At 71.3% G+C, this 16,889-nt stretch carries 19 protein-coding genes; 10 read left to right on the top strand and 9 right to left on the bottom strand.

Annotation, left to right across the window (positions count from 1 at the left end):
• Window positions 1–8: 8 nt before the first annotated feature.
• From J7I97_RS16130 to J7I97_RS16110, 5 genes are all read left to right on the top strand, one after another.
• Window positions 9–737 carry a type 1 glutamine amidotransferase gene (locus J7I97_RS16130; protein WP_214935436.1) on the top strand — a complete coding sequence of 243 codons (729 nt, stop codon included), beginning with the start codon at window positions 9–11 and terminating at the stop codon, window positions 735–737.
• 191 nt (window positions 738–928) lie between these two features.
• Complete coding sequence (locus tag J7I97_RS16125) at window positions 929–1,954, top strand: 6-phosphofructokinase (RefSeq protein WP_214935434.1); 1,026 nt, start codon at window positions 929–931, stop codon at window positions 1,952–1,954.
• A 92-nt stretch (window positions 1,955–2,046) separates the two neighbouring features.
• On the top strand, window positions 2,047–3,009 hold the full coding sequence (locus J7I97_RS16120; RefSeq protein ID WP_214935432.1) for a cytochrome c oxidase assembly protein: 963 nt from the start codon (window positions 2,047–2,049) through the stop codon (window positions 3,007–3,009).
• 53 nt (window positions 3,010–3,062) lie between these two features.
• Complete coding sequence (locus J7I97_RS16115; protein ID WP_214935514.1) at window positions 3,063–3,200, top strand: hypothetical protein; 138 nt, start codon at window positions 3,063–3,065, stop codon at window positions 3,198–3,200.
• Window positions 3,201–3,329: 129 nt separating this feature from the next.
• Entirely contained in the window at window positions 3,330–4,040 is a 711-nt protein-coding gene (locus J7I97_RS16110) for a 1-acyl-sn-glycerol-3-phosphate acyltransferase (protein WP_214935430.1), read from the top strand.
• A gap of 45 nt (window positions 4,041–4,085) precedes the next feature.
• Here the strand turns inward: J7I97_RS16110 and J7I97_RS16105 are convergent, their stop codons facing one another.
• The 7 genes from J7I97_RS16105 to J7I97_RS16075 form a co-directional block, all read right to left on the bottom strand.
• The gene (locus J7I97_RS16105; RefSeq protein ID WP_308364790.1) at window positions 4,086–5,750 is read right to left on the bottom strand and encodes an alpha/beta hydrolase; all 1,665 of its coding nucleotides are present in this window, start codon (window positions 5,748–5,750) and stop codon (window positions 4,086–4,088) included.
• A gap of 201 nt (window positions 5,751–5,951) precedes the next feature.
• Window positions 5,952–6,743, bottom strand: a complete 792-nt coding sequence (locus J7I97_RS16100; RefSeq protein ID WP_308369183.1) for an urease accessory protein UreD — start codon at window positions 6,741–6,743, stop codon at window positions 5,952–5,954.
• Window positions 6,740–7,426 (bottom strand): urease accessory protein UreG, encoded by a 687-nt coding sequence (gene ureG / locus J7I97_RS16095; protein ID WP_214935426.1) that lies wholly within the window; start codon window positions 7,424–7,426, stop codon window positions 6,740–6,742. Before ureG ends, J7I97_RS16100 begins: the two co-directional genes overlap by 4 nt.
• A 43-nt stretch (window positions 7,427–7,469) precedes the next feature.
• Window positions 7,470–8,144 carry an urease accessory protein UreF gene (locus tag J7I97_RS16090; protein ID WP_214935424.1) on the bottom strand — a complete coding sequence of 225 codons (675 nt, stop codon included), beginning with the start codon at window positions 8,142–8,144 and terminating at the stop codon, window positions 7,470–7,472.
• Window positions 8,144–9,865 (bottom strand): urease subunit alpha, encoded by a 1,722-nt coding sequence (locus tag J7I97_RS16085; RefSeq protein ID WP_214935422.1) that lies wholly within the window; start codon window positions 9,863–9,865, stop codon window positions 8,144–8,146. The genes J7I97_RS16090 and J7I97_RS16085 overlap by 1 nt, the downstream gene beginning before the upstream one ends.
• On the bottom strand, window positions 9,858–10,169 hold the full coding sequence (locus tag J7I97_RS16080; RefSeq protein ID WP_214935420.1) for an urease subunit beta: 312 nt from the start codon (window positions 10,167–10,169) through the stop codon (window positions 9,858–9,860). Before J7I97_RS16080 ends, J7I97_RS16085 begins: the two co-directional genes overlap by 8 nt.
• A 13-nt stretch (window positions 10,170–10,182) precedes the next feature.
• Window positions 10,183–10,485 carry an urease subunit gamma gene (locus J7I97_RS16075; protein ID WP_214935418.1) on the bottom strand — a complete coding sequence of 101 codons (303 nt, stop codon included), beginning with the start codon at window positions 10,483–10,485 and terminating at the stop codon, window positions 10,183–10,185.
• A gap of 303 nt (window positions 10,486–10,788) precedes the next feature.
• On the opposite strand from J7I97_RS16075, the gene J7I97_RS16070 reads away from it, so the two are divergent.
• On the top strand, window positions 10,789–11,181 hold the full coding sequence (locus J7I97_RS16070) for a VOC family protein (protein ID WP_214935416.1): 393 nt from the start codon (window positions 10,789–10,791) through the stop codon (window positions 11,179–11,181).
• Between the two features lie 12 nt (window positions 11,182–11,193).
• On the opposite strand, the gene J7I97_RS16065 is transcribed toward J7I97_RS16070, so the two are convergent.
• Complete coding sequence (locus tag J7I97_RS16065) at window positions 11,194–11,643, bottom strand: ATP-binding protein (RefSeq protein WP_214935414.1); 450 nt, start codon at window positions 11,641–11,643, stop codon at window positions 11,194–11,196.
• Between the two features lie 197 nt (window positions 11,644–11,840).
• On the opposite strand from J7I97_RS16065, the gene J7I97_RS16060 reads away from it, so the two are divergent.
• Together J7I97_RS16060 and J7I97_RS16055 are read left to right on the top strand one after the other, a co-directional pair.
• Entirely contained in the window at window positions 11,841–12,725 is an 885-nt protein-coding gene (locus J7I97_RS16060) for a helix-turn-helix transcriptional regulator (RefSeq protein ID WP_214935413.1), read from the top strand.
• A gap of 12 nt (window positions 12,726–12,737) precedes the next feature.
• Window positions 12,738–12,959, top strand: coding sequence for a DUF397 domain-containing protein (locus J7I97_RS16055; RefSeq protein ID WP_214935411.1), 222 nt, complete (start codon window positions 12,738–12,740; stop codon window positions 12,957–12,959).
• A 6-nt stretch (window positions 12,960–12,965) separates the two neighbouring features.
• Here J7I97_RS16055 and J7I97_RS16050 read toward each other — a convergent pair whose 3' ends face one another.
• Window positions 12,966–14,138 (bottom strand): 8-amino-7-oxononanoate synthase, encoded by a 1,173-nt coding sequence (locus J7I97_RS16050; protein WP_214935409.1) that lies wholly within the window; start codon window positions 14,136–14,138, stop codon window positions 12,966–12,968.
• A 158-nt stretch (window positions 14,139–14,296) separates the two neighbouring features.
• Between J7I97_RS16050 and bioB the strand changes: the two genes are divergently transcribed.
• Window positions 14,297–15,574, top strand: a complete 1,278-nt coding sequence (gene bioB / locus J7I97_RS16045; RefSeq protein WP_214935407.1) for a biotin synthase BioB — start codon at window positions 14,297–14,299, stop codon at window positions 15,572–15,574.
• Window positions 15,567–16,886, top strand: coding sequence for an adenosylmethionine--8-amino-7-oxononanoate transaminase (locus J7I97_RS16040; RefSeq protein WP_214935405.1), 1,320 nt, complete (start codon window positions 15,567–15,569; stop codon window positions 16,884–16,886). Before bioB ends, J7I97_RS16040 begins: the two co-directional genes overlap by 8 nt.
• The last annotated feature ends 3 nt before the right edge of the window (window positions 16,887–16,889 follow it).

Raw genomic sequence — 16,889 nt, 5'->3', positions numbered from 1 at the left:
AAAAGAGCATGAGCGACAACAGCCTGCGTCTGGTGTGGGTCTACCCGGACCTGCTGAGCACGTACGGAGACCAGGGCAACGCCCTCGTGGTGGAGCGCCGCGCGCGCCAGCGCGGCCTGGACGTGCACCGCGTGGACGTGCGCAGCGACCAGCCGATCCCCACCTCGGGCGACATCTACCTGATCGGCGGCGGCGAGGACCGGCCCCAGCGGCTGGCCGCCGAGCGGCTGCTGCGGGACGGCGGTCTGGAGCGGGCCGTCTCGAACGGGGCGATCGTCTTCTCCGTCTGCGCCGGCTACCAGATCCTCGGCAACGAGTTCGTCAACGACATGGGCGAGCGCCAGCAGGGCCTCGGCCTGCTGGACGTGGTCACCGTGCGCGGTGAGGGAGAGCGGTGCGTCGGCGACGTCCTCGCGGACATCGACCCGCGCCTGGGCCTGCCGCCGCTGACGGGCTTCGAGAACCACCAGGGCGTCACGCACCTCGGCCCGACGGCCAAGCCGTTCGCCCAGACCCGCCTGGGCCGCGGCAACGGCACCGGCGACGGCACCGAGGGCGCGTACAACGACACGGTGTTCGGCACGTACATGCACGGCCCGGTCATGGCGCGCAACCCGCAGATCGCGGACCTGCTGCTGAAGCTGGCCCTCGATGTGAACGCGCTGCCGCCCATCGACGACCGGTGGTACGAGGCGCTGCGCGCCGAGCGCATCGCGGCGGCCACGCAGCCCGCGTAACCCGCGCTTTCCCTGGCATTCGGCCCGGATTCCCCTGGGGGAATCCGGGCCGACGTGCGTTCGTACGACCGGCCTGACCAGCATGTGGAGGATGGTTCAGTCCGGTGCGGATCCGCTTGTAGGGTGACAGGTAGTTCCAACCGGACGACGTGGTCCGGTCGTCGGCCCACGTTGCAAAGGTTTTTCCTGCCATGCGCATTGGTGTGCTCACTTCCGGCGGCGACTGCCCCGGCCTCAATGCCGTCATCCGTTCCGTCGTGCACCGCGCCGTCGTCGATCACGGTGACGAGGTCATCGGCTTCCACGACGGCTGGCGGGGCCTGCTGGAGTGCGACTACCGCAAGCTCGACCTGGACGCCGTAAGCGGAATCCTGGCCCGCGGCGGCACCATCCTCGGCTCCTCCCGGGTCCAGCCCGCGCATCTGCGCGACGGCGTGGAACGGGCCCGCGGCCATGTGGCCGACCTCGGCCTGGACGCCATCATCCCGATCGGCGGCGAGGGCACCCTGAAGGCCGCGAACCTGCTCTCGCAGGCCGGCCTGCCGATCGTGGGCGTCCCGAAGACCATCGACAACGACATCGCCTCGACCGATGTCACCTTCGGCTTCGACACGGCCGTCGGGGTCGCCACCGAGGCCCTGGACCGGCTGAAGACGACCGCCGAGTCGCACCAGCGCGTGATGGTCGTCGAGGTCATGGGCCGCCACACGGGCTGGATCGCCCTGCACTCGGGCATGGCGGCCGGCGCGCACGCGATCGTCGTTCCGGAACGGCCCTTCGACATCGAGGAGCTGACGGCGATCGTCGGCGAGCGCTTCTCGGCGGGCAAGCGGTTCGCGATCGTCGTGGTCGCCGAGGGCGCCAAGCCCGCGGAGGGCTCGATGGCCTTCGAGGACGGCGGCACGGACATGTACGGACACGAGCGGTTCGCCGGCATCGGCAACCGGCTCGCGGTCGAGCTGGAGCACCGCCTCGGCAAGGAGGCACGGCCGGTCATCCTCGGCCACGTCCAGCGCGGCGGCACGCCCACCGCGTACGACCGGGTCCTCGCCACCCGCTTCGGCTGGCACGCGGTGGAGGCCGCGCACCGCGGCGAGTTCGGCATGCTGACCGCCCTGCGCGGCACCGACATCGAGATGGTGCCGCTCGCCCAGGCCGTAGAGACCCTCAAGACGGTCCCGGCCGAGCGGTACGCCGAGGCGCAGACCGTTCTGTGATCTTTCCCCCCTTCTGTCACCGCCCCCGGACGCGATAGCGCCCGGGGGCGGCACTACTGTGGTGGGGCACCACGGGTCAAGGGAGTGAAGAGATGGATCACAGCGGTCACGGCATGGACATGAACATGGACATGGACCTGCCGCCGTTCACTCTCGGGCGCGGGCTGGAGTTCTCCTTCGACGCCTTCTTCCTGATCGGCTCCCTGGTGGGGCTCGGCCTGTACGGGTGGGGCGTGCTGCGGCTGCGCCGGCGCGGGGACTCCTGGCCGCTGGGCCGGACCATCGCCTTCGCCGTCGGCGTGCTGACCGTGGTCCTGGTGATGTGTACGAAGCTGAACGACTACGGCATGGTCATGTTCAGCGTGCACATGGTCCAGCACATGGTCATCAGCATGATCACCCCGATCCTGCTGCTGCTCGGCGCCCCGATGACGCTGGCGCTGCGCGCCCTGCCGCCGGCCGCCCGCGGCCGGAAGGGGCCGCGCGAGCTGCTCCTGATGGTGCTGCACAGCCGGTACATGAAGGTGATCACCCACCCGGCCTTCACGATCCCGATGTTCATCGCTAGCCTCTACGCGCTGTACTTCACCCCGATCTTCGACTTCCTGATGGAGAGCCGGACCGGGCACATCGCGATGATGGTGCACTTCCTCGCGGTCGGCGTCATCTTCTTCTGGCCGATCATGGGCGTGGACCCGGGCCCGCAGCGCCCCGGCTATGTCATGCGAATGCTGGAGCTGTTCGCCGGGATGCCGTTCCACGCCTTCTTCGGCATCGCGCTGATGATGGCGAGCGAGCCGATGATCAAGACGTACGCGAACCCGTCGCCCTCCCTCGACATCGACGCCCTCCTGGACCAGCAGTGGGGCGGCGGCATCGCCTGGGCCTTCAGCGAGATCCCCTCGGTGCTGGTGCTGATCGCCCTGGTCTACCAGTGGTACCACTCCGAGCAGCGGGCGGCGAAGCGCTCCGACCGGGCCGCGGACCGCGACGGCGACCAGGAGCTCGAGGCGTACAACTCTTATCTGGCCTCGCTCCAAGCGCGTGGCCAGTAGCGGAGGACCGCCTTCGCGCGCCACCATGGGGCATGACCGGATCCGTTAAGGCGATGGCTATCACGACCTTCGCCGCTCTGGTGGCCGTCGCCACGTATTCCGTGGCCCTCGGCAGCAACGGCTGGCTGTGGTTCGGCTGGGTGGTGCTGGGGCTGCTGACCGCCGGGATGGCCGCCTCGCGCGGCGCCTGAACCGAGCCGCACCGAACCGGGTCGGCCGCTGCTCCGTGGGCGCCGTCCGGTCGGATTCTGATTCGCCATGCCCATCCGGCACCGGGTGCGTCACACTGATCCGACCGCCAGGTGAAGGGGAATGGCCCGGTGTTCTACCACTTGCTCAAGCACGTGCTGCTCGGTCCGCTGCTGCGACTGCTGTTCCGGCCGCGGATCGAGGGTCTGGAGAACATCCCGGCCGAGGGGGCCGCGATCGTCGCGGGCAATCATCTGTCGTTCTCCGACCACTTCCTGATGCCCGCGATCCTCAAGCGCCGCATCACGTTCCTCGCCAAGGCCGAGTACTTCACCGGCCCCGGGGTGAAGGGCCGGCTGACCGCCGCCTTCTTCCGCAGCGCCGGACAGATTCCCGTGGACCGTTCGGGGAAGAACGCCGGGCAGGCCGCGCTCCGGGAGGGGCTGGGCGTGCTGGCCAAGGACGAGCTGCTGGGCATCTACCCGGAGGGCACCCGCTCGCACGACGGCCGGCTCTACAAGGGGAAGGTGGGCGTGGCCGCGATGGCGCTGGGCGCCGGGGTGCCGGTCATCCCCTGCGCGATGCTCGGCACCTTCGAGATCCAGCCGCCCGGGCAGAAGATCCCGAAGATCAGGCGGGTGACGATCCGGTTCGGCAGGCCGATGGACTTCTCCCGGTACGCCGGACTGGAGGGCGAGCGGGCCGTCCTGCGTGCCGTCACCGACGAGATCATGTACGCGATCCTCGAACTGTCCGGCCAGGAGTACGTCGACCGGTACGCCGCCGAGGTCAAGGCCGAGGAGGAGGAAGCACGGAAGAAGGCCCGGCGCAGAACGCGCTGAGCCCTCTCCCGTGCTGTGCGGTCTCCCGCGGGGTACCGCCCGGCCTTAGCGAACGGCCGGGAGTTCCTCACGCGCCGCGACGTCGGCGCCCGCGGCACGGGCGAGCGACTTCGCGGCGGCCGGGGCCGGCGCCACCGGGGTGGCGTGCGGGGCGCACGTCACGTCCTTGGCGTCGACCTTGCCGGTCAGCAGGTAGGTGTCCACCCGGGTGTTGATGCAGGGGTTCAGCAGGCTGGTGACACCGTGCGAGCCGGCGTTCTGCTCGGTGATCAGACGCGAGCCGGCGAGGCGGCGGTGCAGGGAGACCGCACCGTCGTACGGCGTGGCCGCGTCCCGCTCGGACTGGACGATCAGCACCGGCGGCAGACCGCGCTTGGCACCGACCTCGATCGGGGTGCTCTGCTTGGACTTCCAGGTCGCGCAGGGCAGGTTCATCCACGCGTTGGACCAGGTCAGGAACGGGTACTTCTCGTGCAGCTTGGTGTTGTCCCGGTCCCACTTGGTCCAGCTGGTGGGCCACTTGGCGTCGGCGCACTCGACCGCGGTGTAGACCGCGTTGCCGTTCTCCGAGGCGACGTTGCCCTGGATGTCGGTCATGTCCGGGGCGATGGCGTCGACCAGGGCCTGCTCGTCACCGGCGAGGTACTTGCTCCAGGTCTGGGCGACGGGCACCCAGGAGGAGTCGTAGTACGGGGCGCCCTGGAAGAAGCCGATGAGCTCGGCCGGGCCGACGACCCCGCCGATCGGGTTCGCCTTGGCCTTGGCGCGCAGCTCCTGGTACTTGGCCTCGACCTTGGCGCGGGTGTCGCCGATGTGGAAGGACGCGTCGTTCTTGGCGACCCAGTCCTGCCAGTCGTTCCAGCGCATCTGGAAGGCGACGTCCTGGCCGAGGTTGGCCTCGTACCAGATGTTGTCCTGGTCCGGGTTGACCACGCTGTCGACGATCATGCGGCGCACGTGCGTCGGGAACAGGGTCGCGTAGACCCCGCCGAGGTAGGTGCCGTACGAGACGCCGAGGTAGTTCAGCTTCTTCTCGCCGAGGGCGGCGCGGATGACGTCGAGGTCACGCGCGGTGTTCGGCGTCGTCATGTGCGGCAGCATCTCGCCGCTGCGCTCCTTGCAGCCGTCCGCGTACTCCGCGGCGAGCTTGCGCTGGGCGAGCTTGTCGGCCTCGTTGGACGGGACCGGGTCGGCCTTGGGGGCCTTCACGAACTCCTGCGGGTCGATGCAGGAGATGGGAGCCGAGTGGCCGACGCCGCGGGGGTCGAAGCCCACGAAGTCGTACGCCTTGGAGGTGTTGACCCACAGCGGGCTCTTGGTGGTGATCCGGCGCGGGAAGCGCATGCCGGAACCGCCGGGGCCGCCCGGGTTGTAGACGAGCGCGCCCTGGCGCTCCTCCTTGGTACCGGTGCTGACGGCCCGGTCGACCGCGAGCTCGATGGTCTTGCCGAACGGCTTGCGGTAGTCCAGCGGGACCTTCACCCAGCCGCACTGGATGGGCTTCGCGAAGCCCCAGTCCTCGGGGCAGTCCTTCCAGTCGATCCCCGCGCGGGCGGCGCGGGCGGCGGCGATCTGAGCGCCGACCGCCTCCGCGTTCCCGTTGTCGCGGCCGGCCGAGGCCGCCGAGGCGGACGGGGCCAGCAGCAGGCCGGCCGCCAGCGCGCCGGTGATCAAAGTGGCGGCGCTGCCCAGCGCCGCGTTGCGTATCACGTGGTTGTTCCCCCTGCTCATGTGCCGCCGTGGGCGGCTGCGTTGGTCGAGTGCCGTCGGTTTCGGTCGTCGACGTGCAGGGGGATCCTCGCTCCTGACCGATGCCGTGCGACAGGGCCTGGGCGCGTTCTTTGCCAACCCGATAACCGGAAACGTGTGTACCGCTGAGCGGTGTCTGGTTCGTCCCCGGTCCCGGGGCTCTCACCAGCCGTATGTACGACAGGCCGCGTCGAGCAGCTCGCGCAACCGGAGGGCGTCCTGGGCCAGTGCGGTGACGAGGACGGCAGGACCGGCCAGCGGGGTGACCGCCGCGAACTCCCCCAGCACTGCGGCGGTCGGCGGTGACTGCGCGAAGGCCGGGTCCACGACGAGGAGTTGACCGAGTGCGCGGTGGCCCGCCAGCCCCGCCGGGCCGTCCCAGCCGGCGGGCGCGCCGGGGCCGCAGGCCAGCTCCTGGTCCAGCAGCGGGCGGCCGTCGCGGGCGACGGTGAGCCGGCTGCTCAGCAGCCCCCCGGCCTCGCCGGTGCGTCCCAGCACCTGCTCCTCGCGCAGCAGCAGCCGGGCGGTGGGGGCGAGTTCGGCGCGGGTGCGGACGCGCAGGTCGCTGCCGCGTACGGAGACCAGCGGCTCCGGCAGCCACCGCACGGCCGAGTCCTCCGCCAGGGTCAGCCGTACGTCGTACCGCGCGGGCTCACCGCCCCGGCCGGGCAGCGCCAGGGTGGCCGCCGCCGAGGCGAGGGACAGCCGCGCCCCCGGGCCGGTGGTGGCCTCGACGGTGAGGTGGTCACCGCCCAGCGGGGCGCTCATCGCGCCGACCAGCATGACCCCGGCCTCGCCGACCGCGCCCCGGGTGCGGCGCAGCGCGAGCGGCCCCTCCCCGGCTAGCAGGGGCAGGGCGGTGCCGCCCCGCCCGTCGGCGACGGCGCCGATCCGGGCGGTGGCCCGCAGGCCCGCGGTGGCGAGGGCCGGCGTGCTGATTACCGGCGCGGTCACCGGCGGACCCAGGCGGCGATCCGCTCGCGCACCCAGTCGGCCACCGGGGCGATGCCGTCGGGGCCGCGCAGCGACTGGAAGGCGACGGGCAGTTCACCGCGCTGCTCGGCGGCGTCGCGGGCCATCCGGTCCAGGTCGGAGCCGACGTGGGGGGCGAGGTCGGTCTTGTTGACGATGAGCAGGTCGGCGGTGGTGACGCCGGGGCCGCCCTTGCGCGGGATGTCGTCCCCGCCGGCCACGTCGATGACGAAGATCTGGGCGTCCACCAGCCCGCGGGAGAAGGTGGCGGTGAGGTTGTCACCGCCGGACTCGACGAGGATCAGGTCGAGCGGGCCGACGTTCTCCTCCAGTTCCTCGACCGCCTCCAGATTGGCGGAGATGTCGTCGCGGATGGCGGTGTGCGGGCAGGCCCCGGTCTCGACGGCGGTGATCCGTTCGGGCGGCAGGACGGCCTCGCGGAGCAGGAACTCGGCGTCTTCACGGGTGTAGATGTCGTTGGTGACGACGGCCATGGACAGTTCGGTGCGCAGCGCGTGGCAGAGGGCGGCGACGGTCGCGGTCTTCCCGGATCCGACGGGGCCGCCGAGTCCGATGCGCAGGGCACGGCGCGAACCGTCCGGCCGCAGCGGGGCGGCGCTGTGGGTGTGGCGGTGGGGGTAGGTCACACCGTGGTCGAGGTGCACGGGTTCTCCTTGAGGTGGTGGGGGTTCGGGCCGGTCGGGGCGCTCAGGAGGCGAAGAGGCGTACCGGCCAGTCGGCATGGACCTCGGCCGCGATCTCCAGCAGGGGCGAGGAGGCCGCGGGCAGGGCGTCCGGGCCTTCCGAGCGGGCGCGCAGGGCGGCCGCCTCCGCCTGGGCGGCGACGGCGTCGAGTTCGGGGGCCAGGCGGGCCAGTACCCCGCTCGCCTCGAACGGGTCGAGGCCCAGCAGCCGTACGGTCGCGGTCGCCGGCCCGCCCACGCTCTCGTACGCGGCCACGTGCGCGGCGTCACGCGGCCCGAGCCCGGCCGCCCGGGCGGTCAGGCCGAGCACCACGGGCTGGTGTGCCCCGCGCGGGAAGGCGGCGGCCAGCGCGTCGAGTTCGGCGGCGGGCCAGGTGGCCCGGGCGGCCCGCAGCAGCTGCCGGCCCAGCCGCCGCCCGGCGGTGCGCAGGGCGGGCGAGGGGGTGCGGGCGTCCGCCGCGGCGTCGAGCTCCGCCGGGTCGAGCCCGAGGGCGGCGGCCGCGGCGAGCCCGGCAGCGGTGAGCCCCGCCGTGTGGAGCCTGCCACGGCAGAACTCCGCGAGGGTGGCGGCGTCGTGGATCCGGCCCGCCTTGCAGGCGGCCTCGGCCCCGCCGGAGTGGGCGTGCCCTCCGGCGGGGAAGCGGCCGTCGGCGAGGACGAGCAGCGCGGCGAGACTCATCAGAAGAGGAAGTATCTCTGTGCCATGGGCAGTTCCACCGCGGGCGCCGGCTCCACGGCCTCCCCGTCGATGGTGACGGTGAAGGTGTCGGCGTCCACCTCGACCCTGGGCATGGCGTCGTTGTTGCGCATGTCCGCCTTGGTCACCTTGCGGGTGCTCTCGATGGCGACGAACTCCTTCGCCAGTCCCAGCCGTTCGGGCAGCCCGTCGTCGAGCGCGGCCTGCGCGGTGAAGTTGACCGAGTTCAGGCCGGGCGCGCGGCCGTGGCTGCCGAACATCGGGCGGGGCAGGACCGGCTGCGGGGTGGGGATGGAGGCGTTGGCGTCGCCCATCTGCGCGTAGGCGATCTGGCCGCCCTTGATGACCAGCTCGGGTTTGACCCCGAAGAAGGCGGGGTTCCACAGCGCCAGGTCGGCGAGCTTTCCGGTCTCGACCGAGCCGATCTCGCGCGCGAGGCCCTGGGCCACGGCGGGGTTGATCGTGTACTTGGCGACGTAGCGCCGGGCCCGGTGGTTGTCGGCGGGCCCGTCACCGGGCAGGAATCCGCGCCGCTTCTTCATCACATGGGCGGTCTGCCAGGTGCGCAGCACGACCTCACCGACCCGGCCCATGGCCTGGGAGTCGGAGGAGATGATGGAGATGGCGCCGAGGTCGTGCAGGATGTCCTCGGCGGCGATCGTCGAGGGCCGGATCCGCGACTCGGCGAAGGCGAGGTCCTCGGGGACGGCCGGGTTGAGGTGGTGGCAGACCATCAGCATGTCGAGGTGTTCCTCGACCGTGTTGACGGTGTGCGGCCGCGTCGGGTTGGTGGAGCTGGGCAGGATGTTCGGCTCGGAGACCACGGTGATGATGTCCGGGGCGTGCCCCCCGCCGGCGCCCTCGGTGTGGTACGAGTGGATGGTCCGACCCGCGATGGCGGCGAGGGTGTCGGCGACGAATCCGGCCTCGTTGAGGGTGTCCGTGTGAATGGCGGCCTGGGCACCGGTCTCCTCGCAGACGCTCAGGCAGGCGTCGATGACGGCGGGGGTGGACCCCCAGTCCTCGTGGAGCTTGAAGCCGAGGGCGCCGCCGCGCAGCTGGGAGTACATGCCCTCGCGGGACATGGTGTTGCCCTTGCCGAGCAGGCCGATGTTCACGGGGTAGGCCTCCAGCGCCGCGAACATCCGGGCCGCGTGCCACGGTCCGGGGGTGACGGTGGTGGCCTTGGTGCCGTCGGCGGGTCCGGTGCCGCCGCCGACGAGGGTGGTGATTCCGGAGGCGAGGGCCTCGTCGATGATGGTCGGGGAGATGAAGTGCACGTGGGCGTCGATGGCGCCGGCGGTGACGATCTTCCCGTTGCCCGCGATGATCTCGGTCTCGGGGCCGATGACGAGTGCGCGGTCCACCCCGTCCATGGTGTCGGGGTTGCCGGCCTTGCCGATGCCGCAGATCCGGCCGTCCCGGATGCCGAGGTCGGCCTTGACGATGCCCCAGTGGTCGAGGATCACCACCCCGGTGATCACGGTGTCGGGGGCGCCCTCGGCACGGGTGGTGCGGGCTTGGCCCATGGACTCGCGGATCACCTTGCCGCCGCCGAAGACGGCCTCGTCACCGGCCCGGCCGGGGCCGCCGCCGAGGTCCTGTTCGATCTCGACGAACAGGTCGGTGTCGGCGAGCCGGATCCGGTCCCCGACGGTCGGCCCGAAGAGGTCGGCGTACACCTGGCGGGAGATGTCAGTCATCGAGCGGCCCTCCGGTCTCCCCGCGCAGCCCCGGTACGGCGCGCAGCCCTCCGAGGGGTACGAGTTCCACCGCGACCGGGATGCCCGGCTCGAAGCGGACGGCGGTGCCGGCGGCGATGTTGAGGCGCAGCCCGCGGGCGGCCGCGCGGTCGAAGTCCAGGCCGGGGTTGGCCTCGGCGAAGTGGTAGTGGGAGCCGACCTGGACGGGCCGGTCGGCCGCGTTGAGGACGGTGAGGCGGGTGACGGGGCGGCCCTCGTTCAGGCGCACCGGACCGTCCCCGTAGGCGATTTCGCCGGGGATCATGGGGGTACGCCCTTCAGACGATCGGGTCGTGGACGGTGACGAGTTTGGTGCCGTCCGGGAAGGTCGCCTCGACCTGGACGTCGTGGATCATCTCGGGGATCCCCTCCATGACCTCCTCGCGGCTGAGCACGGTACGGCCGGAGGCCATCAGCTCGGCCACGGTCCGCCCGTCGCGGGCGCCTTCGAGGATGTGCGATGTGATCAGGGCGATCGCCTCAGGATGGTTGAGCAGGACCCCGCGCGCCCTTCGCTTCGCGGCCACGTCGGCGGCCACGTGGATGAGCAGTCTCTCCTGCTCATGCGGTGTCAATTGCACACGTATCACCAAGCTTCCGGGACAAGATCAACTCCGTGCCGAGCCGACCCTAGCGGCCGTCAACGCTTTGTTGACCTGCGCATATCCGAGCCAAGCATGTCTTGCCCAACGCAGAGAGAGGCTTTCCGTCCCGACCACCGTCGCTTTGCCTGCACATGGGTGATCATTGGCGGAGAACCGTGGCCGCCACGCTAGGGGCCGCACTTTTCCGCTGAGTTAACCCACGTTTCGGGAAGGTACCCGGCTCAGCCCCCGGGCGCCCGGACCGGGTTCCCGTATACAGACCCGCCATCAAGGAGACGCATGTTTCTCAATCCCGTCCGCCACATCACCTTCGACGCCCTCGACCCGTACAAGACGGCCGAGTTCTGGTCGGCCGTGACGGGCTATGCGATTCACCCGGACGATGTGGAGGGCGACGACGAGATCCTGCTGGAGCCGGGGCAGCCCGGGGCGCCGGGACTGCTGTTCATCCGGGTGCCGGACGCCAAGTCCGTGAAGAACCGGGTCCACCTGGACATCCAGCCGCCCTCGGGCACCCGGGACGAGACCGTTCTGCGGCTGATCGGGCTCGGTGCGAGGATCGTCGACGACCGGCGCGCCGAGGACGGCGTCATGGGCTGGGTGGTCCTCGCGGACCCGGAGGGCAATGAGCTGTGCATAGAGCGCGGCGCCGCGGAGCGCGGCCTCCTCTGACCGAAAGCCGGATCAGCAGCCCGTTGGGCTCTTCACCGGGGCGCCGACCGGCCAGGGCAGCGCGATCCACACCGTTTTGCCGCCGTCCTCGGTGGGGCTGACGGAGAGCCGGCCGCCCGCCTCGGCCGTGAGCCACCGGATGATGACCATCCCACGGCCGTTGTCCTGCTGGACGGCCGCGGGAAGGCGCCTGGGCCAGCGCGGGTGACTGTCCGTCACTCCGACGCGGAGCCACTCCCCGCGCTCCAGCCGGACATCGACGGTGAAGGTGGGCGACTGGCCGAAGGTGTGCTGGACGGAGTTGGTCGCGAGCTCCGAGACGATCAGCCGGACGGTGTCGGCGGTCTCGGCGTCCTCGGGCAGTCCCCATTCGCTCAGCACCTCCGCGACGAGGCGGCGGGCGGCAGCGACCGAAGCGGGATCGCTCGGCAGAGTGACGGATACTTCCTGCTGATCTGCCATGGCGACGTCCCTTTCCCACCGGAGCGCAGCCGCCCCGGATCTGTACTGAGCGCCAGAGTGCCACCCATCGTGCCGCCGTTTCTGCCGTTCTCCCAAGATATGCATATATCTGTCGCTCAATGCGGTGAACTCTGCTACGGAAGAGCGTATTTGGACGGCAGACTGGTGCGAGCTGTGCCGGTGGAAGGAGAGCGGGTATGCAGCACGGTCCCGCGGTACGCCGACGCAAGCTCGGCGAGGAACTGCGCGCCCTGCGCGACCGGTCCGGGCTCACCAGCGGTGAGGTGGCCCGGATCGTGGGGTGGCACCAGTCGAAAGTCAGCCGGATCGAGACGGGGCGCAGTGGCGTGAAACCGGAGGACATCCGGCTGCTCCTCGATGCCTACGGAGACGTGGTGAGCGCCCAGCAGCGGGCCCTGCTGGAGGCCCTGTCGGCCTCGGCGGCCGGCCCCGCGCCCGACTCCGACACCGGGCGCGGCCGCCAGTGGTGGCACGACTACAGGGGGCTGCTGCCGCAGGAGTACCGGGATTTCATCAGCCTGGAGGCCGGGGCCCGGTCGGCCCGTACCGTGGAGCTCTCGGTCGTGCCCGGCCTCTTGCAGACCCCCGGGTACGCGCGGGCCGTGACCCGGGCCGCGCTGGGCGGGCTCCCGGAGCCGAAGGTGGACGCGCTGGTCGACGTACGGCTGGCACGTCAGTCCGTACTGCGGGCGGATCCGCCGCTGAAGCTGAGTGCGGTGCTGGACGAGGCGGTGCTGCGCCGCCAGATCGGCGGGCCCCGGGTGATGGCGGAGCAGCTGCGGCATCTGGTGGAGGTGGCCCGGCTGCCTCAAGTGGATTTGCAGGTGCTGCCGTTCAGCGTGGGGGGACATCTCGGCCTGACTGGACCGTTTGTCATTTTCTCATTTCCGAACATCGCCGATCTGGATGTGGTGGTACTCGACCATTTGACGAGTAGCCTCTATCTGGAGCGGAAGGAAGACCTTGAGGCGTACAGCGCCGCGTTCCGCACCATCCAGGCGCACGCCCTCCCGCCCCGTGACTCGTCGGATCTCATCAGCTCACTCGCTGACGACGCGTAAGGAGGCACCCCCGTGTCCGCAACCCCCTTATCCACCAGCGGACTTCTGATCAGCGCGCGGTGGCGGCGGAGCAGCCGCAGCACCGGAATGAACAACTGCGTGGAAGCGGCCGCCCTCAGCGGCGGCCTGCTCGCCGTTCGCGACTCCAAGCGGACGGACGGCCCGGCCGTGCTCTTCACCGGGCCGGCCTGGGACGGCTTCCTCGCCTGTGTACGGGCGGACGGGCTCGCGTAACTCCGCCTACCGGTCCGTGGCTCCGGCCGGAGCGGTCCGCAGGATCGTCTCAACGGCCCGGTTGATCTCGTCCCCCGTGAGATCGGCCCGAGCCGTCAGCCGCAGCCGGGAGATACCGTCCGGCACCGACGGCGGACGGAAGCACCCCACGGACAGACCTGCCTCGCGGCAGTCGGCGGCCCAGCGCAGTGCCGCCGAAGCCGACGGGGCCCGCACCGACACCACGGCCGCGTCCGGCCGGGCCGCGGTCAGGCCGGACGCGGTGAGCCGTCCGTACAACCGGTCGGCCACCTCGCGGGCCAGGCCCGCGCGCTCCGGTTCCCGCTGGAGCAGGCGCAGGCTCGCCAGCGCCGCGCCCGCGGCGGCCGGGGCCAGCCCGGTGTCGAAGATGAAGGTCCGGGCCGTGTTGATCAGGTGCCGGATCACCTTGGCCGGCCCGAGCACGGCGCCGCCCTGGCTGCCCAGCGACTTCGACAGGGTCAGCGTGGCGACCACCCCGGGCGCGCCCGCGAGACCGGCTGCGTACAGCGCTCCCCGGCCGCCCTCGCCCAGCACGCCCAGCCCGTGCGCGTCGTCCACGAGCAGCGCCGCGCCTTCGTCACGGCAGGCCGCGGCATACGCGGCGAGCGGGGCGGCGTCGCCGTCCACGGAGAACACCGAGTCGCTGACCAGCAGCGCCCTGCCCTCGTGCGAGGCGAGCGTCTTGCGCGCGGTGTCCGGGTCGGAGTGCGGGATCACCGCGGTCTCGGCGCGCGAGAGGCGGCAGCCGTCGACGATCGAGGCGTGGTTCCCGGCGTCCGAGACGACCAGGGTGCCCCGGTCGCTGAGCGCGGTGACGGCGGCGAGGTTGGCGGCGTACCCGGAGGAGAGCACGAGCGCGGCCTCGAAGCCGCAGTAAGCGGCGAGCTCCCGCTCGAGCTCCGCATGAAGCTCGGTCGTGCCGGTGACCAAACGCGATCCAGTGGCTCCGGCGCCCCAGCGTTCGGCCGCCTCCCGCGCGCCCCGGACGGTCTCGGGGTGCCGGGACAAACCGAGGTAGTCGTTGCTCGCCAGGTCCAGCAGTGGTGAGGCGGCCGGGCGGGGGCGCAGCGTCCGGACAAGTCCTGCCTGCTCACGGGCCTTCTCGGCGTCGTCGATCCAGGCGAAGACATCCACGGCGTCGGGGGTGTGCTGGGGCATCGGCGGGTCCTCGCGTTTTGTCGGCTGTCCACAGAGCTTCGACCGACCCTAATCGCCGTGACTCGTGCGTCAGGTGTGGTGATACACACACTCCGTTCCGGCCATGTTGTCCGATCTCTCCTTGGCCGGGAGTGGTCGTGTGGTCCAGGATCGGGACCATGGACCTGCTGAACACCCTGGTGGACAAGGGGCTGCGGCGCGAGCTGCCGACCCGCGAAGAGGCACTCGCCGTGCTGGCGACCTCTGACGACGAACTGCTCGACGTTGTGGCCGCGGCCGGCAAGGTGCGCCGCCAGTGGTTCGGGCGTCGGGTCAAGCTGAACTACCTGGTCAACCTGAAGTCTGGGCTCTGCCCGGAGGACTGCTCCTACTGTTCCCAGCGCCTGGGCTCGAAGGCGGAGATCCTCAAGTACACGTGGCTGAAACCGGAGGAGGCCTCGCAGGCCGCCGCGGCCGGGGTCGCGGGTGGCGCGAAGCGGGTCTGCCTGGTGGCGAGCGGCCGCGGTCCGACGGACCGGGACGTGGACCGGGTCGGCAAGACCATCGAGGCGATCAAGGAGCAGAACGAGGGCATCGAGGTCTGCGCCTGCCTGGGTCTGCTCTCGGACGGCCAGGCGGAGCGGCTGAAGGACGCCGGCGCCGACGCGTACAACCACAACCTCAACACCTCCGAGGCCACGTACGGTCAGATCACCAAGACCCACACGTACGCGGACCGCGTCGACACCGTGCAGAAGGCACACGCGGCGGGGCTGTCGGCCTGCTCGGGCCTGATCGCGGGCATGGGCGAGAGCGACGAGGACCTGGTCGACGTCGTCTACTCGCTGCGCGAGCTCGACCCGGACTCGGTGCCGGTCAACTTCCTGATCCCCTTCGAGGGCACTCCGCTCGCCAAGGAGTGGAACCTCACCCCGCAGCGCGCGCTGCGGATCCTGGCGATGGTGCGCTTCGTCTGCCCCGACGCGGAGGTCCGGCTGGCGGGCGGCCGCGAGGTGCACCTGCGCACGATGCAGCCCCTCGCTCTGCACCTGGTCAACTCGATCTTCCTCGGCGACTACCTCACCAGCGAGGGCCAGGCCGGTCAGGCCGACCTCGACATGATCGCCGACGCCGGTTTCGAGGTGGAGGGCGCCGGTACGTCGACCCTTCCCGCGCACCGCTCCGACGCGGCGGCCGGGGCGGGGGGCTGCGGCTCGCACGGCGGCGGCGGCGGCTCGGTGTGCGGCGGTTCCGCGGGCTCGGCGGGCTCCGCCGATGAGGCGGGCTGCGGTTCGGCGTGCGGAGGCTGCTCCGGTAGCTCTGGTCGCTCCGAGCACTCCGAGCACTCCGAGCACGAGGTCCCCGTTCCGGCTCAGGCGGATGCGGGCGAGGTGCGTCCGGAGCTGGTGGCCGTGCGCCGCCGCGGCGCGGGAACGGATCTCGCCCCCAATGCCTGAGCACCACCGCCACGACCCGCTGCCGGCCTCGGAACTACTCGCCCTGGACCGGCAGCACGTCTGGCACCCGTACGGCCCGATGCCCGGGCGGCAGGCGCCGCTGGTCGTCTCCTCCGCCTCGGGTGTCCGGCTGCGGCTCGCCGAGGCCTCGGAGGGCCAGGACGAACTGGTCGACGGCATGTCCTCCTGGTGGTCGGCGATCCACGGCTACAACCACCCGGCGCTGAACGAGGCCGCGACCGACCAACTCGGCCGCATGTCACACGTGATGTTCGGCGGGCTCACCCACGAGCCCGCCGTCCGGCTGGCCGCCAAGCTGGTCGAGATCACCCCGCCGGGGCTGGAACACGTCTTCCTCGCCGACTCGGGCTCGGTCTCGGTCGAAGTCGCGGTGAAGATGTGCCTCCAGTACTGGCGTTCACTCGGCCGGACGGGGAAGACCCGCCTCCTCACCTGGCGGGGCGGCTACCACGGGGACACCTGGCAGCCGATGGCCGTCTGCGACCCCGAGGGCGGGATGCACGAGCTGTGGTCGGGCGTCCTCCCGCGCCAGCTCTTTGCCGACGCCCCGCCGAGCGGCTTCGACACCGAGGTGGACCCGTCCTACGTGGCCCACCTGCGCTCCCTGTTCACCGCACACGCCGACGAGCTGGCGGCGATGATCGTGGAGCCGGTGGTCCAGGGCGCGGGCGGCATGCGCTTCCACAATCCGGGCTACCTCCGCGTACTGCGCGAGCTGTGCGACGAGTTCGACGTCCTCCTGATCCTGGACGAGATCGCGACCGGCTTCGGCCGCACCGGGGCCCTGTTCGCGGCGGACCACGCGGGGATCACCCCGGACGTGATGTGCGTGGGCAAGTCCCTGACCGGCGGCTACCTCACCCTGGCGGCCACCATCTGCACGGAGCGGGTGGCGGCCGGCATCTCCCAGGGCGAGGTCCCGGTCCTGGCCCACGGGCCGACGTTCATGGGCAACCCCCTGGCCACGGCCGTGGCGCTGGCCTCGATCGGCCTCCTCCTCAGCCAGGACTGGCAGCGCGAGATCAAGCGCATCGAGGCGGGCCTCCTGGAAGGGCTGGCTCCGGCAGCGAACCTCCCCGGTGTCCGGGATGTCCGAGTGCTGGGCGCGATCGGCGTCGTCCAACTCGACCACGAGGCCGACGTGTCCCTCGCCACGCGGGCGGCGGTCCGGGAGGGCGTCTGGCTGCGCCCGTTCCGGGACCTGATCTACACGATGCCCCCGTACGTCACGGGCGACGCCGACGTGTCCCGCATCTGCCGCGCGGTGCTCGCGGCGGCACGGGAGGGCTGAGCC

The organism is Streptomyces sp. ISL-87, from assembly GCF_018614095.1.
In the GTDB taxonomy this organism is placed as follows: domain Bacteria; phylum Actinomycetota; class Actinomycetes; order Streptomycetales; family Streptomycetaceae; genus Streptomyces.
Note: the sequence above shows the minus strand (reverse complement) of the source record. Positions and strands in the feature narration are given on the sequence as shown.

What these genes read in the sequence shown, in the direction of transcription:
- J7I97_RS16130 (WP_214935436.1), top strand. Translation starts at nt 9, where the DNA reads ATGAGCGACAACAGCCTGCGTCTGGTGTGGGTCTACCCGGACCTGCTG.
- J7I97_RS16085 (WP_214935422.1), bottom strand. Translation starts at nt 9,865, where the DNA reads ATGACTGACATCTCCCGCCAGGTGTACGCCGACCTCTTCGGGCCGACC.
- J7I97_RS16090 (WP_214935424.1), bottom strand. Translation starts at nt 8,144, where the DNA reads ATGAGTCTCGCCGCGCTGCTCGTCCTCGCCGACGGCCGCTTCCCCGCC.
- J7I97_RS16040 (WP_214935405.1), top strand. Translation starts at nt 15,567, where the DNA reads ATGCCTGAGCACCACCGCCACGACCCGCTGCCGGCCTCGGAACTACTC.
- J7I97_RS16115 (WP_214935514.1), top strand. Translation starts at nt 3,063, where the DNA reads ATGGCTATCACGACCTTCGCCGCTCTGGTGGCCGTCGCCACGTATTCC.
- J7I97_RS16125 (WP_214935434.1), top strand. Translation starts at nt 929, where the DNA reads ATGCGCATTGGTGTGCTCACTTCCGGCGGCGACTGCCCCGGCCTCAAT.
- J7I97_RS16050 (WP_214935409.1), bottom strand. Translation starts at nt 14,138, where the DNA reads ATGCCCCAGCACACCCCCGACGCCGTGGATGTCTTCGCCTGGATCGAC.
- J7I97_RS16060 (WP_214935413.1), top strand. Translation starts at nt 11,841, where the DNA reads ATGCAGCACGGTCCCGCGGTACGCCGACGCAAGCTCGGCGAGGAACTG.
- bioB (WP_214935407.1), top strand. Translation starts at nt 14,297, where the DNA reads ATGGACCTGCTGAACACCCTGGTGGACAAGGGGCTGCGGCGCGAGCTG.
- J7I97_RS16065 (WP_214935414.1), bottom strand. Translation starts at nt 11,643, where the DNA reads ATGGCAGATCAGCAGGAAGTATCCGTCACTCTGCCGAGCGATCCCGCT.
- J7I97_RS16070 (WP_214935416.1), top strand. Translation starts at nt 10,789, where the DNA reads ATGTTTCTCAATCCCGTCCGCCACATCACCTTCGACGCCCTCGACCCG.
- J7I97_RS16080 (WP_214935420.1), bottom strand. Translation starts at nt 10,169, where the DNA reads ATGATCCCCGGCGAAATCGCCTACGGGGACGGTCCGGTGCGCCTGAAC.
- J7I97_RS16120 (WP_214935432.1), top strand. Translation starts at nt 2,047, where the DNA reads ATGGATCACAGCGGTCACGGCATGGACATGAACATGGACATGGACCTG.